The organism is Qipengyuania sp. JC766, assembly GCF_040717445.1.
Classification (GTDB): domain Bacteria; phylum Pseudomonadota; class Alphaproteobacteria; order Sphingomonadales; family Sphingomonadaceae; genus JC766.
Genome location: NZ_JBFEFL010000001.1, coordinates 574,429 through 588,584 on the forward strand (window position 1 = coordinate 574,429; position 14,156 = coordinate 588,584).

At 66.6% G+C, this 14,156-nt stretch carries 10 protein-coding genes; 6 read left to right on the forward strand and 4 right to left on the reverse strand.

What is annotated here, in order from left to right; translation table 11 throughout:
* Positions 1-4 precede the first annotated feature (4 nt).
* Complete coding sequence (locus AB1K63_RS02825) at positions 5-901, reverse strand: haloalkane dehalogenase (protein WP_366958414.1); 897 nt, start codon at positions 899-901, stop codon at positions 5-7.
* 174 nt (positions 902-1,075) lie between these two features.
* Entirely contained in the window at positions 1,076-3,880 is a 2,805-nt protein-coding gene (locus AB1K63_RS02830; RefSeq protein ID WP_366958415.1) for a ribonuclease E/G, read from the reverse strand.
* A 466-nt stretch (positions 3,881-4,346) separates the two neighbouring features.
* Here AB1K63_RS02830 and AB1K63_RS02835 point away from each other — a divergent pair, with 466 nt between their 5' ends.
* The 5 genes from AB1K63_RS02835 to AB1K63_RS02855 all read left to right on the forward strand — a co-directional run bounded on the left by AB1K63_RS02835 (position 4,347) and on the right by AB1K63_RS02855 (position 11,226).
* A complete protein-coding gene (locus tag AB1K63_RS02835; RefSeq protein WP_366958416.1) occupies positions 4,347-5,222 on the forward strand; it encodes an N-acetylmuramoyl-L-alanine amidase in 876 nt (291 codons plus the stop codon).
* Between the two features lie 56 nt (positions 5,223-5,278).
* Positions 5,279-7,798 carry a transglycosylase domain-containing protein gene (locus tag AB1K63_RS02840; protein WP_366958417.1) on the forward strand — a complete coding sequence of 840 codons (2,520 nt, stop codon included), beginning with the start codon at positions 5,279-5,281 and terminating at the stop codon, positions 7,796-7,798.
* Positions 7,799-7,876: 78 nt separating this feature from the next.
* Positions 7,877-9,004 (forward strand): peptide chain release factor 2, encoded by a 1,128-nt coding sequence (gene prfB / locus AB1K63_RS02845; protein WP_366958418.1) that lies wholly within the window; start codon positions 7,877-7,879, stop codon positions 9,002-9,004.
* Positions 9,005-9,046: 42 nt separating this feature from the next.
* On the forward strand, positions 9,047-9,781 hold the full coding sequence (locus tag AB1K63_RS02850) for a class I SAM-dependent methyltransferase (RefSeq protein ID WP_366958419.1): 735 nt from the start codon (positions 9,047-9,049) through the stop codon (positions 9,779-9,781).
* Between the two features lie 38 nt (positions 9,782-9,819).
* Positions 9,820-11,226 (forward strand): nitronate monooxygenase, encoded by a 1,407-nt coding sequence (locus tag AB1K63_RS02855; protein ID WP_366958420.1) that lies wholly within the window; start codon positions 9,820-9,822, stop codon positions 11,224-11,226.
* 30 nt (positions 11,227-11,256) lie between these two features.
* Here AB1K63_RS02855 and AB1K63_RS02860 read toward each other — a convergent pair whose 3' ends face one another.
* Positions 11,257-12,270 (reverse strand): D-glycerate dehydrogenase, encoded by a 1,014-nt coding sequence (locus tag AB1K63_RS02860; protein WP_366958421.1) that lies wholly within the window; start codon positions 12,268-12,270, stop codon positions 11,257-11,259.
* A gap of 79 nt (positions 12,271-12,349) precedes the next feature.
* Here AB1K63_RS02860 and AB1K63_RS02865 point away from each other — a divergent pair, with 79 nt between their 5' ends.
* Entirely contained in the window at positions 12,350-12,820 is a 471-nt protein-coding gene (locus tag AB1K63_RS02865) for an SH3 domain-containing protein (protein WP_366958422.1), read from the forward strand.
* Here the strand turns inward: AB1K63_RS02865 and AB1K63_RS02870 are convergent.
* Positions 12,817-14,013, reverse strand: a complete 1,197-nt coding sequence (locus AB1K63_RS02870; protein ID WP_366958423.1) for an acetyl-CoA C-acyltransferase — start codon at positions 14,011-14,013, stop codon at positions 12,817-12,819. The genes AB1K63_RS02865 and AB1K63_RS02870 overlap by 4 nt on opposite strands.
* Positions 14,014-14,156: the final 143 nt, after the last annotated feature.

A 14,156-nucleotide genomic window follows, 5' to 3' on the forward strand; every position in this document is an offset into this window, starting at 1 on the left:
CATCTCAGACCCCAGCGCGCTTCGCCGTGTCGAGGATCGCCTGGACGAAGCCGGACGGATCGTCTTCCTGGATGAAATGGCTGCCCGAAAGGGTCCTGTGCAGCGGATTGTCGCGCGCACCCGGCACCCGCTTCCTGAAGATCGCATCCCCGCCGCGCGTGATCGGGTCCTTGTCGGAAAAACAGCAGGTGAAGGGCCGGTCGAACGTCTCCAGTACGCGCCAGGCTGCTTCCTGGTCCGGCACGGCGGAGTTTGACCCGAGCGGGACGAGCGAGGGGAAGATGCGTGCCGCCGCCTTGCTGCCGCGCGTCGGGAAGGGCGCATCGTATGCCGCGACTTCCGCATCGGCCAATGTCCGCACCGTGCCGCGCTGGATTATCCGACCGACCGGAAAGACCGGCGAATAGCGCGAGAAGCGCCGCCATGCGGCGAAGGCCCGGGGCGCGGGCTGGCCGGCCGGCAATCCGCCATTGGACAGCACGACGGCGGCGAACTTTTCGGGATGCGCCGCCAGCAGGCGGAGCCCGATCAGCGATCCCCAGTCCTGGCAGACGAGGACGATGTTCGCGATGCCGGTCGCTTCCAGCCATTCTTCCATCCACCCGACATGGCGCGCATAGGTGAAGTCGGACTTCGAGGTCGGCTTGTCGGACTTGCCGAAGCCGATCAGGTCGGGCGCGAGCACGCGGTACCCGGCTTCCACCACCGGGCAGATCATCTTGCGGTAGAGATAGCTCCAGCTCGGCTCGCCATGCAGCATCAGCACCGGGGTCGCATGGCGCGGGCCTTCGTCGAGGTAGTGCAGGCGCAGCCCGTCATCGAGCATGTGGTAGCGCGGATCGAACGGATAATCCGGTATGCCGGCGAACCGATCGTCCGGAGTCCTGAACGATTTTGTCATGCCTCGACCTCCCCCGGTTCACATCATGCCGGGAGGCCGTCCGAAATAAAGCAAAATTTCATTTGATGGGTTTCGCGCCGCGCGCTGCGTGGCGGATTGCGCACACCTGGCTTCGATTGCGCGTCCGCGCGGGGCGGGCAGGGAGGCGGCCGCAACCGGCCGCCTCCCGCCCTGTCATTCGCCGAAGGTGCGCTGCCACCAGCCGCGGCGGGGCTTGGCGTCCTTCTCGGCCGCGGCCTCGGCGGTTTCCGGAGTGCCCTCCGGTCCGGTCGCGACGGCGATGTCTTCTTCCAGCTGCTTGGCGACTTTCTTCGCCGGGGCCTTCTTCACCGCCTTGCCGACTTCCTTGGCCGAAGGCGCGGGCGTGTCCTCGCCCGCCTTCACCGCCTTCTTGCGCGGAGCGCGGCGCTTGGGCTTCGCCTCTTCCTCGGCTGTTTCGGCCTCGGCCGCCGGAGCGGACTTGGGAGCGGCCTTCTTGCGCGGAGCGCGCTTCTTCGGCTTGGCTTCCGCCTCGTCGACTGCCTTCTCGGCGGTTTCCGGAGCATCGCCGGGACCCGCGACGACCGCCATGTCTTCCTTGACGTGTTCGGACACTGTCTCGGCCGCCTGCTCATCCGCCTTGGCGCGGCGGCGGGACCTCGGCTTCGGCTTGGAGCCGCTTTCGGCACCGGCGTCCTCGGTACCGGCAGCGTCGTCGTTACCGGTATCGTTGCCGGTTTCGTTGTCGCTGTCGTCGCTCTCGCCGTTGCCGTTGTCGCCGGAATTGCGGTTGCGTCCGCCCCTGCGACCGCGGCCGCCGCGGCGACGGCGCTTCTTCCGGGGCTTGCCGTCATCGTCGTCGTCGCTGCCGGACTGGCGCTCGTCCCGACCGGAATCGTCGTCGTCGTCGCTGTCGTTGTCGTCGTCATCGTTGCCGGACGTGTCGCCGTTGCGCTCGTCGTTCCGGTTGCGACCGCGACCGCCGCGACGGCGGCGCTTCTTGCGCGACCGGTCGCCCCGGTTGTCGCCATTGTCGTCGCCGTTGTCCTCTTCGTCCTCGTCCTCGGCGTAATCCTCGGGCAGGTCGTCATCGTCGTCGTCGTCGACGATCGGATCGAACTTTGGCGCCTGCGTCGGGCGCGGACCCGAGCTCGACACGTTCATCTTGGCGCCTTCGTCCTCGCCTTCCGGGACCACCTGCACGGTGACGCCGTAGCGCTTCTCGATCTCGACCAGGTCGTCGCGCTTGGAATTGAGGAGGTAGACCGCCGCCTCCGTGCTGGCGGCCAGCGTGATGATCGAACCCTTGCCCTTGGCCGCCTCGTCCTCGATCAGGCGCAGGGCCGACAGGCCGGCGCTGGACGCGGTGCGCACGAGGCCGGTGCCGTCGCAGTGCGGACAGTCGCGGGTGGATGCTTCCAGAACGCCGGTGCGCAGGCGCTGGCGGCTCATTTCCATGAGGCCGAAGCCCGATATGCGGCCCACCTGGATGCGCGCCCGGTCGGACTTCAGCGCTTCCTTCATCGCCTTTTCGACCTTCCGGACATTGGAATTGTAATCCATGTCGATGAAGTCGATGACGATCAGGCCGGCCATGTCGCGCAGGCGCAACTGGCGGGCGATCTCCCGCGCCGCTTCCAGGTTGGTCGCGGTGGCGGTCTGCTCGATGCCGTGTTCCTTGGTGGAGCGGCCCGAGTTGATGTCGATCGAGACCAGCGCCTCGGTCGGGTTGATGACCAGGTAGCCGCCCGATTTCAGCTGCACTTCCGGATCGTACATGGCGCGCAGCTGGTCTTCCGCGCCGTAGCGCTGGAACAGCGGCACCGGATCGGAATAGGCCTTCACTCGCCGTGCGTGGCTGGGCATCAGCATCTTCATGAAGGCCTTGGCCGACTTGTAGCCTTCCTCGCCCTCCACGATCACTTCCTCGATCTCGCGGTTGTAGAGGTCGCGGATCGCGCGCTTGATCAGGTCGCTGTCCGAATGGATCAGCGCCGGCGCGGCGGAGGACAGCGTCTTCTCGCGGATCTCGTCCCACAGGCGGGCGAGGTAGTCGAAGTCGCGCTTGATCTCGGTCTTGGTGCGGCTCATGCCGGCCGTGCGCACGATCAGGCCCATGCTGCGCGGCAGGTTGAGGTCGGAGACGACCTGCTTCAGCCGCTTGCGATCGCCGGTGCTGGCGATCTTGCGGCTGATGCCGCCGCCATGGCTGCTGTTGGGCATCAGCACGGTGTAGCGCCCGGCAAGGCTGAGATAGGTGGTCAGCGCGGCGCCCTTGTTGCCGCGTTCTTCCTTGACGACCTGCACCAGCAGGACCTGGCGGCGCTGGATGACGTCCTGGATCTTGTAGCGGCGGCGCAGTTCGCGGCGCTTCTCGCGCGCTTCGTCCACTTCCTTGGCGCGCGTAGGACCGCCGCCGCCCTGGCGGCGCCGGCCGCGACCGCGGCGGCCCTTGGACCGGCCGTTGCCGTTCTCGCCATTGTCCTCGTCTTCGTCGGAATCGTCGTCATCGTCGTCGTCGCCGTTGACGGACTCGCCTTCCTCGATGGTGGAAACTTTGTCCTTTTCCGAGGTGTCGATTTCCTCCAGTCCGTCTTCGGCGAGATCTTCGGCCAGCGCTTCGGCGGACTCGTCGTCCTCAGCGTCGTATTCGTCGCCCGGGGTCTTGCCGGACGCTTCCTCCTCGTCGCGCAGCCGCGCTTCCTCGGCGGCGGCTTCCGCGTCCGCGGCGATCAGCGCCTCGCGGTCTTCCTTGGGGATCTGGTAATAGTCGGGGTGGATTTCGCTGAAGGCGAGGAAGCCGTGGCGGTTGCCGCCGAAGTCGACGAAGGCCGCCTGCAGCGAGGGTTCTACCCTGGTAACCTTGGCGAGATAGATATTGCCCTTGATCTGCTTGTGATCGGCAGATTCGAAGTCGAATTCCTCAATACGGTTCTTCTGAAGCACCGCCACCCGGGTTTCTTCCGGGTGGCGCGCATCGATAAGCATGCGCGTTGCCATGTATAAGTCTCCGAAGCGGGGGGAAGGCGGACGCTGTCCGTTCCGGGCCGCTCATCATTGTAAAAAAGCCGCACGGCCCGGTGGACCGCACGGCGATATCGGAACGATCCCCGGCGCCCGGTTTGGTCAGGCGCGACGATCGACGGGATGTGTCTGCACAAGCGAAATTGCGCCGCCGTGGCGCAGCCGCACCGGACCACGCGGCGGCAAGACCTTGCGGCTCGCTCGTCGTGATCGGGAGGTGGCATTTCATTTCTGCATCAACCTTGCATTGCCGGGCAGGGCCCGGAACTCTCTTGCGGAAAATGGCCTGTGTCGCGCCCCGTCCGAAGTGTGGACTTCTGGCGGTCTGGCGCGGCGTGCCGGGCGGGAACCCTTTTTTCCGGTCATGGGTGGCTAGCACCGTGGGTTTCAAGCCGCAACCATATTGCACGAGGCGCCACCAAAGCCTTAACACGCGCGCAACATGTCGTTGCGCCTGCAGATCCTGGCCATTTTCCTGGTACCCGTCGCGGTGATCGGCGCGCTGTACGCTTTCGGCCTGACCATTCCGATCCCGCATCTGGGGCGCGACTACGTCATCCGGTTGGCCCTGCCGCAGACCGCGCAGCCGGTGGACCTGCCCGAAGTGCTGGGCCCGCCGGACCGGACCCGGCCGCTGGTGGTGATCGACGCGGGGCACGGGGGCAAGGATCCGGGCGCGTCGGTCGAAGGCCTGCGGGAAAAGGACATCGTGCTGGGGCTGGCGAAATCGCTGCGCGACCGGCTGGTCGAGGAAGGCGGCATCCGCGTTGCGCTGACGCGGGACGACGATACCTACCTGATCCTGGAGGAACGCCCCCAGATCGCGCGGCGGCTGGACGCGGACCTGTTCATTTCGATCCATGCCGATTCCGCCGGCGACCAGCTGGGCGTGCGCGGCGCGAGCATCTACACCCTGTCGAACGAGGCCTCGAGCGAAGCCGCCGCGCGTTTCGCCGCGCGCGAGAACCGCGCCGGGCTGGGCGTCAACGGCGTGGTGCTGGACGCGCAGAACGAGGCCGTGAACACCATTCTGGTCGAGCTGTCCCAGCGCCGGACGCAGGAAGCTTCCGCCGAATTCGCGAGCCTCATCACGCGCGAAGGGGAGGGCGTGCTGAGCTTCCACCCCCAGCCACGCCGGTCCGCCGCACTCGCCGTGCTGCGGGCGCCCGACGTGCCCGGCGTCCTCTACGAATCCGGCTTCGTGACCAATCCGGAGGATGCCGAACGCCTCACTTCCGACGAGGGGCGCGCGCAATTCGCCGAGACGATGGCCCGCGCCATCCGCATCTATTTCGCGCGCCAGGCGGATTTGCCCTGAGGGGCGTATTGTTATGGCGCCAGACAGAATAGGCGTGCTAGGTGCGCCGCGCGAAAATGGCTGAATCGACACTTTCCTCCGTAACCTATCGCGTGAAGCGCGGTGCCGGCGGCGCCGCGGGCTGGCTTGCGAGCGTCTGGCGCGAACGCCGCCTGTTCCGCTGGGCGACCTACCTGCTGGCCGTGATGCTTGCCTTCCTGCTGGCAGGATACATCGCGGTGACACGCGACTTGCCCGATGCGGAGGCTTTGCTCGACTACCAGCCGTCCCTGCCGACGACGGTCCGCGGCGTGGACGGGGAAATCGTCCATTCCTACGCCCGCGAACGGCGCGTGCAGCTGCAGTTCGACGACTTCCCCGAACCGCTCATCAACGCCTTCCTCGCGGCCGAGGACAAGACCTTCTTCAGCCATGGCGGGATCGACGCCGGCGGCCTTGTCGGCGCGGTGACCGACTATGTCAGCAAGATGGGATCGGACGAGCGCGCGGTGGGCGGATCGACCATCACCCAGCAGGTCGCCAAGAACATCCTGCTGACCAACGAGTACTCGATCACGCGCAAGCTGCGCGAGATGGTGCTGGCACGGCGGATCGAGGGCGTGCTGAGCAAGCAGGAAATCCTCGAGCTTTACCTGAACGAGATCCCGCTCGGACGCCGCAGCTACGGCGTGCAGGCGGCCTCGCGCACCTATTTCGACAAGGACGTGGGTGACCTCGAACTGCACGAGGCCGCGTTCCTCGCGACCCTGCCCAAGGCGCCGGAACGCTACAGCCGCGCCGCCAATTTCGAGGAAACGCGCGGACGCCGCAACTTCATCCTCGACCAGATGGCGGAAAACGAGTTCATCACGCAGGCCGAAGCGAACGCCGCGAAAGCGAAGCCGCTCGAACTGGCGCCCTTCCGCAGCCAGGTGCCCAGCGTGGATGCCGGATACTTCCTGGAAGAAGTCCGGCGCCAGCTGATCGACGAATTCGGCGAGAATTCGGAAGACGGCAACAACAGCGTCTATGGCGGCGGCCTGTGGGTGCGCACCTCGCTCGATCCGGAAATGCAGGACGCGGCCCGCGTCGCCTTGCGCGAAGGGCTCTACCGCTATCACGGGAGCCGCGGCTGGACGGGCCCGGTCGCCACGATCGATTTCGACGACGGACCGTGGGAAAGCCAGCTCGCCAGCACGGGGCTGGGCATAAATTACGAAGGCTGGCGCGTCGGCGTCGTCACCCAGCGCGAGGGCGGATCGGCCACGATCGGCTTCTCCGACGGCGAGACGGCACCGCTTTCCGGCCTCCCCAACGCGCTGAAGGCGGGCGATGTCATCGTCGCTTCGCAGAGCGGCAACGGATACCGCGTGCGCAGCCTGCCCGAAGTGGGCGGCGGCTTCGTGGCGCAGGAGCCTCTCTCGGGCCGCATCCTCGCCATGCAGGGCGGGTTCGACAGCCGGCTGGAGGCTTTCAACCGGGCGACGCAGGCGAAGCGTCAGCCGGGCTCTTCCATCAAGCCCTTCGTCTACGCCACCGGTCTCGACAACGGCATGACGCCTTCGACGCTCGTCGACAATTCCCGCTATTGCTACCAGCAGGCGGGCGGTCGTGGCCAGAAGTGCATTCGCGGCGGTCGCGGCGGATCCTATCCGATGCGTTACGGGCTGGAGCAGTCGCAGAACATCATGACGGTCCAGATCGGCATGCAGTCGGGCATGGACAATGTCGTCAAGACGATCGAGACGATGGGCATCAGCGAGGATGTCGATCCCTACGCCGCGACCACGCTCGGTTCGGAAGAGACGACCGTGCGTGACATCGTCAACGCCTATTCCGCGCTGGTCAATCACGGCCGCCTGAACGAGCCGACCGTCATCGACTACGTGCAGGACCGCAACGGCAAGGTCATCTGGCGCGCCGACCGGCGCGAATGCGATGGCTGCAACATGCCGGAATGGGACGGCCAGCCCATGCCGCGCCTCGGCCTGTCCGGGAAACAGGCGATGGACCCGCGCACCGCGTTCCAGGTCGTGCATATGCTCGAAGGGGTGGTCCAGCGCGGCACCGCGACCGTCCTTGCCGATCTCGACATGCCGATGTTCGGCAAGACCGGCACCACGACCGGGCCCAAGGACGTCTGGTTCGTGGGCGGGACCCGCGATGTCGTCACCGGTGTCTATCTCGGCTTCGACGAGCCGCGCAACATGGGCGGATACGCGCAGGGCGGCACGGTGGCGGCACCGGTGGTCAAGCGGTTCCTCGAGCAGATCAAGGACCGCCTGAGTGGCGAGCCGTTCGTCGCCCCGGCGGGCGTGCGCATGGTCCGCGTAGACCGCGCCACCGGCAAGCAGGTGTTCGACCGCTGGCCGACCGGCGAGCCGCGCGCCGCCGTCATCTGGGAAGCGTTCAAGCCCAACACCGAACCGCCGCGCTACACGCGCCGCGACGAGCTGGAACGGCGGCGCAAGCAGATTCTCGAACTGCTGCGCCGGGCGCAGAACAGCATCCGCCGCGAAGCGAGCGAGCGCGCCGCGCCCGTCCAGCGCGAGGAACCGCCGGCCGACTTCGTCGAGGACCAGGGCGGCATCTATTGATCGCAAGCGAGGGTCGCTGCCTTTGACATGCGGCGCACCTTCGCTAAGCGATCCAGTCTTTCAGCGGAGAACAAGTGCATGCGTGCCGAAGGGCAGGCCCATATCGACCGTATCGAAGCAGCGCTCGCGCTGGTGCGCCAGTCGCTCGACTGGGAGCGCGCGCTGCGCCGCCTCGACGAGCTGAACGCGCGGGTCCAGGATCCCGACCTGTGGAACGACCCCAAGGAAGCGCAGGCGATCAGCCGCGAGCAGAAGCAGCTCGAAAGCGCGGTGGACACGGTCAGGACGATCTCCAGCGAGAAGGCCGACGCGATCGAGTTCATCGAGATGGGCGAGGCCGAAGGCGACGAGGACGCGGTGCGCGAGGGTCTCGCCAGTCTCGAGAAGCTGGCCGAGCGGGCCGATGCGGACAAGGTGCAGGCGCTCCTGTCGGGAGAGGCGGACAGCAACGACACCTACCTGGAAATCCACGCGGGCGCGGGCGGTACCGAAAGCCAGGATTGGGCGGAAATGCTGCTGCGCATGTATGCCCGCTGGGCGGAACGGCGCGGCTTCAAGGTCGAAACGGTCGAATACCAGGCGGGCGAACAGGCCGGCATCAAGTCGGCCACGCTCATGATCAAGGGCGAGAACGCCTATGGCTATGCCAAGACCGAAAGCGGCGTCCATCGGCTGGTGCGGATCAGCCCCTACGACAGCAGCGCCCGGCGCCACACCAGCTTTTCCAGCGTCTGGGTCTATCCGGTGATCGACGACGATTTCGAGATCGAGATCAACGAGAGCGACCTCAAGATCGATACCTACCGCGCCAGCGGCGCGGGCGGTCAGCACGTCAACACGACCGATTCCGCGGTCCGCATCACTCACCAGCCGACCGGCATCGTCGTCGCCAGCCAGAACGACCGCAGCCAGCACAAGAACCGCGCGACCGCGATGAACATGCTGAAGGCGCGCCTCTACGAACGCGAGATGGCGGAGCGCGAAGCGGCCGCCGGCAGCGAGTACGAGGCCAAGACCGAGATCGGCTGGGGCCACCAGATCCGCAGTTACGTGCTGCAGCCGTACCAGATGGTGAAGGACCTGCGCACCGGCGTAACCTCGTCCTCGCCCGACGACGTCCTCGACGGCGCTCTCGACCTCTTCGTCAGCGCCGCACTGGCACAGCGGGTTACCGGCGAAGCCGTTGAAGTCGAGGATGTGGAGTAGACTGACTTGGCCGGGTTCGCTTCTATGACCATGACGAAACGGATGCGTGGACCTCTGGCATCGCTAGCGACGCTTGCGACACTCGCCGCCTGCCAGCCGGAAGCGACCGACCGGCCCGAGACCGCGCGCGAGTTTCCGCAGCCGGTGCGGCCGGTTTCGGATCTGGGTTCGAACCAATTCTCGACCGAGACGGAACGTGACAACCGGGGCGAGGCGCAGGCGGTGATGGACCTGGCCGAGATCGGAGAGGGCATGACGGTGGCCGATATCGGTGCGGGCAACGGCTATTATACCGTGCGTCTGGCCGAACGGGTCGGTGCCGACGGGCGCGTGCTGGCGCAGGACATCGACGGGGCCGCGCTGGAGCGCCTGGGCCGCCGGGTGGAGCGCGAGCGGCTCGACAATGTCTCCATCAAGTTGGGCGCGGCAGACGATCCGCGCCTGCCGGAGCGCAGCTTCGACCGGATATTCCTTGTCCACATGTATCACGAGGTCACCGAGCCCTACGCCTTCCTGTGGCGGCTCTGGCCGGCGCTGAACGAGGGCGGGCAGGTGGTCGTGGTCGATGTCGACCGGCCGACCGACCAGCACGGGATCGATCCGCTGCTGCTGCAATGCGAATTCCGCAGCGTGGGATTCGAACTGGTCTCCTTCCGCGACGCGCCGGAAATCTCCGGGTACTATGCACAGTTCAAGGCAGCGGCTACAAGGCCGGACCCGGAAACGATCAAACCCTGCCGGGGCGCGCAGGGACAGACGGGCGCAGCGCCGGCCTGACAGCGGCGCGCGCCCTCAAACAACGATAGGTATCGAAAATGACGTTCAAGGGGCTCAGCCCGATCATGTATGGCGGCCGCGAAGTCTGGCCGCTCGTCGAAGGCGGCAAGGGCGTTTCGGCCACCAACCACACCAGTTCCGGGGCCTGGGCCGCGGCAGGCGGCATCGGCACGGTCAGCGCGGTCAATGCCGACAGCTACGATGCCGAGGGCAAGATCGTCCCGCAGGTCTACGACGCGTTGACGCGCAAGGAACGGCATGAGCAGCTGATCCGCTACGCCATCGACGGTGCGACCGAACAGGTGAAGCGCGCCTACGACATCGCCAGTGGCAAGGGCGCCATCAACATCAACGTGCTGTGGGAAATGGGCGGCGCTCAGGAAGTCCTGGAAGGCGTGCTGGAGAAGACCCGCGGCCTGGTGACCGGCGTCACCTGCGGCGCCGGCATGCCCTATCGCCTTGCGGAAATCGCGGCGCGCTTCAATGTGAGCTACCTCCCGATCGTCAGCTCCGCGCGCGCGTTCCGTGCCCTCTGGAAGCGCAGCTACCACAAGGTCAGCGAATTGATGGCAGCGGTGGTCTACGAGGACCCCTGGCTGGCCGGCGGCCACAACGGCCTGTCCAACGCGGAGGACCCGACCAAGCCGCAGGACCCGTACCCGCGCGTCAAGCAATTGCGCGAGACGATGCGCGCCGAAGGCGTGAGCGAGGACGTGCCGATCGTGATGGCGGGCGGCGTCTGGTACCTGCGCGAATGGAACGACTGGATCGACAATCCCGAACTCGGCAAGATCGCGTTCCAGTTCGGCACGCGGCCGCTGCTGACCGAGGAAAGCCCGATCCCGCAGGGATGGAAGGACGCACTGCGCGAAATCGATGAAGGCGACGTGCTGCTGCACAAGTTCTCGCCCACCGGTTTCTACAGCTCGGCGGTCCAGAACAGCTTCCTGCGCGACCTCGTGGCCCGCAGCGAGCGGCAGATTCCCTACAGCAAGGTCGAGGCGGGCGAACATACCGCGCAGCTCGACGTCGGAGTGCGCGGCAAGAACTTCTGGGTCGCGCCGAAGGACTACGAACGCGCCAAGGCGTGGTTCGGCCAAGGCTATACCGAGGCGATGAAGACGCCCGACGATACCATCATTTACGTTGATCCGCCCAAGCGCGACGAGATCCGCAAGGACCAGAAGGACTGCATGGGCTGCCTCAGCCACTGCGCCTTTTCCAGCTGGAAGGATCACGACGACTACACGACCGGGCGCCTCGCCGATCCGCGCAGCTTCTGCATCCAGAAGACCCTGCAGGACATCGCCCATGGCGCGCCGGTGGACGAAAACCTGATGTTCGCAGGCCATGCCGCCTACCGGTTCAAGCAGGACCCGTTCTTCTCGAACAACTTCACGCCGACCGTGAAGCAGCTGGTCGATCGCATCCTGACCGGAGACTGATGGCGGGAGGGGCGCAGCCCCCGCAGTCGATTACAGCCATTCCAGCACCTGGTCCGGCGGGCGGTGCCCGTCGGCCCACATGCGGATGTTGGCGATGACCTTCATGCCCGACGCCTCGCGCCCTTCGACGGTCGCGCTGCCTATGTGCGGCAGGGTCATCACGTTGGGATGGCGGATCAGGCGCTTGTCGACCTGCGGTTCGTCTGGATAGACGTCGAGGCCCGCGCCCGCGAGGTGGCCGCTTTCCAGCGCCGCGATGAGCGCTTCCTGATCCACCAGGTCGCCGCGGGCGGTGTTGATCAGGCTGCTGCCGGGTTTCATCAGCGCGATGCGGCGCGCATCGATCATCCCGCGCGTTTCCTCGCTGGCGGGCGAGTGGAGCGTCAGGATATCGGCCTGCGCCATGAGGTCGTCCAGGTCCGCGACATAGCGCGCCCCCAGCATCCGCTCGACCGCTTCGGGCACGCGCTTGCGGTTGTGGTAGGCGATCTCCAGGCCGAAGGCGCGGGCCCGGTGCGCGACCGCCTGCCCGATGCGCCCCATGCCGACGATGCCGAGTGTCTTGCCCGCCAGCTTGCGCCCCAGCAGGGCCGTGGGTGTCCAGCCCGACCATTCGCCGCGCCGGATCAGTGCCACGCCTTCGCGGATGCGGCGGGGCACGCCGATGATGCCGGCCATAGTCAGGTCCGCCGTATCGTCGGTAAAGACGCCCGGCGTATTGGTGACCATGATCCCGCGCTTCCGCGCCGCTGCGAGGTCGATATGGTCGGTGCCCGCACCGAAACTGGCGATCAGGCCGAGCTGCTCGCCCGCGCCGGCGATCAGTTCCGCGTCGATCCGGTCGGTGACCGTGGGCACGAGCACGTGGCATTCCTTGAGCGCCACTTCGAGCTTCCCGCGCGAGAACGGGGTATCGACCGTGTTGAGGCTGGCATCGAACAGCTCCGCCATCCGTTCTTCCACGGTCGGCATCAGGTGCCGGGTGACGACGACGCGGGGCTTTCCGTCCACGCGGCGCAGGGTCGATGTCTCACCAGTGTCCATGGGGGAGGGGCTAGGACCTGCCCGGCGGGTCGGTCAAGACGGCTTGCGGCGCGGCGGCCTTCGATTTAGCAAATGCGCCATGAAACGTCTCCATGTCCTGCTTTCGATTGCGCTGGTCGCGCTCGGTTCGACCGTCGCTTACGCGCAGCAGCGCGAAGTGCCCTACTGGGCCAGCATCCGCTTCGAGGAGATGTACATGCGGGTGGGGCCGAGCGAGCAGTACAAGATCGACTGGGTGTATCACCGGCAGGGCCTGCCGGTGAAGGTCGTCAGGGTCGTGGAAGGCTGGCGGCTTATTCGCGACCAGGACGGCACGGAAGGCTGGGTGTCACAAAGCCAGCTCGATCCCGACCCGACCGCGGTCGTGATCGGGGAAGGGCTGGCCGCGATGCGCGATGCGCCGGCGAGCAATGCCGGGCTGAAATGGAACGCGGAGCCGGGTGTCATCGGCGCGCTGGGCGACTGCACCGCCGGATGGTGCGAGCTCGACGTCGAGGGCCGCGAGGGCTGGGTCGACGCCGAGCGGCTATGGGGCGACGGCGCGCCCTAGAGCATTTCCACCGCGACGGCGGTCGCTTCGCCGCCGCCAATGCATAGGCTGGCTACGCCCTTCGTCTTGCCCTGCGTCTTGAGCGCGTTGAGCAGGGTGACGAGGATGCGGGTGCCGCTGGCGCCGATCGGATGGCCAAGGGCCGTGCCGCCGCCGTTCACGTTGATCTTTTCGTGGGGGATGCCGATGTCGCGCATCGCGAACATGGCGACGCAGGCGAATGCCTCGTTCACTTCCCACAGATCCACATCTTCCGCGGACCATTCCGCCTTTTCGAGAAGCTTCTCGATCGCGCCGATCGGGGCGGTGGTGAACTTGCTGGGTTCCTGTGCATGGGCCGCCATGGCGACGATCCGCGCCACCGGCTTGCGCCCGCCTTCTTTCGCGACGCTCTTGCGCGACAGGACGACCGCCGCCGCCCCATCGGAAATGGAGCTGGACGTCGCCGCCGTGATCGTTCCGTCCTTGGCGAAGGCGGGGCGAAGGGTGGGGATCTTGTCCGGCTTGCCGCGGCCCGGCTGCTCGTCCGTATCGACGGTCACGTCGCCCTTGCGCGTCGACATCGTGACCGGAACGACCTCGTCGGCAAAGGCACCGCTTTCGATCGCCGCATTGGCGCGGCGCAGCGACTCGATGGAATACTCGTCCATCTCCTCGCGGGTCATCTGGTATTCGTTGGCGGTTTCCTGGGCGAAGGTGCCCATCGCGCGGCCTTCCTCGTAGGCGTCTTCCAGCCCGTCGAGGAACATGTGGTCGTAGGCGGTGTCATGGCCGAGACGCGCACCGGACCGGTGCTTCTTCAGCAGGTAGGGCGCATTGGTCATGCTCTCCATGCCGCCGGCGATGACATAGTCGACATCGCCCGTCGCCAGCGCCTCGCTGCCCATGATCACGGTCTGCATGCCGCTGCCGCAAACCTTGTTGACCGTCGTCGCCTGCACGGACTTGGGGAGGCCGGCCTTCAGCGCCGCCTGGCGGGCAGGGGCCTGTCCCAGACCCGCGGGAAGCACGCAGCCCATGTAGATCCGGTCGAAGCTGTCGCCGTCCACGCCGGACCGCTCGACGGCCGCCTTGACCGCGGTCGATCCCAGGTCGGTCGCGCTCGCATCGGCCAGTGCGCCCTGCATCCCGCCCATCGGCGTGCGGGCGTAGGACAGGATGACGATCGGATCGGCTTCGGAAAATTGCGGCATGATGCGGCCTTTCGCTTGGCGTGATTAGTCGCGAACCACCTAATGCTGCGATGCGGCACAATCAACTCGCGCCGGGCCGGCGGGCAGCCGGAACGCCTTGGCGACGGGATCGCTTGCCTTTCATCGATGCTTGCCGGACAAAC

Bases quoted from the DNA above. Each gene is read 5' to 3' on its own strand.
- AB1K63_RS02850 (WP_366958419.1), top strand. From the start codon at position 9,047: ATGCGTGGACCTCTGGCATCGCTAGCGACGCTTGCGACACTCGCCGCC.
- AB1K63_RS02855 (WP_366958420.1), top strand. From the start codon at position 9,820: ATGACGTTCAAGGGGCTCAGCCCGATCATGTATGGCGGCCGCGAAGTC.
- AB1K63_RS02835 (WP_366958416.1), top strand. From the start codon at position 4,347: ATGTCGTTGCGCCTGCAGATCCTGGCCATTTTCCTGGTACCCGTCGCG.
- prfB (WP_366958418.1), top strand. From the start codon at position 7,877: ATGCGTGCCGAAGGGCAGGCCCATATCGACCGTATCGAAGCAGCGCTC.
- AB1K63_RS02840 (WP_366958417.1), top strand. From the start codon at position 5,279: ATGGCTGAATCGACACTTTCCTCCGTAACCTATCGCGTGAAGCGCGGT.
- AB1K63_RS02870 (WP_366958423.1), bottom strand. From the start codon at position 14,013: ATGCCGCAATTTTCCGAAGCCGATCCGATCGTCATCCTGTCCTACGCC.
- AB1K63_RS02860 (WP_366958421.1), bottom strand. From the start codon at position 12,270: ATGGACACTGGTGAGACATCGACCCTGCGCCGCGTGGACGGAAAGCCC.
- AB1K63_RS02865 (WP_366958422.1), top strand. From the start codon at position 12,350: ATGAAACGTCTCCATGTCCTGCTTTCGATTGCGCTGGTCGCGCTCGGT.
- AB1K63_RS02825 (WP_366958414.1), bottom strand. From the start codon at position 901: ATGACAAAATCGTTCAGGACTCCGGACGATCGGTTCGCCGGCATACCG.
- AB1K63_RS02830 (WP_366958415.1), bottom strand. From the start codon at position 3,880: ATGGCAACGCGCATGCTTATCGATGCGCGCCACCCGGAAGAAACCCGG.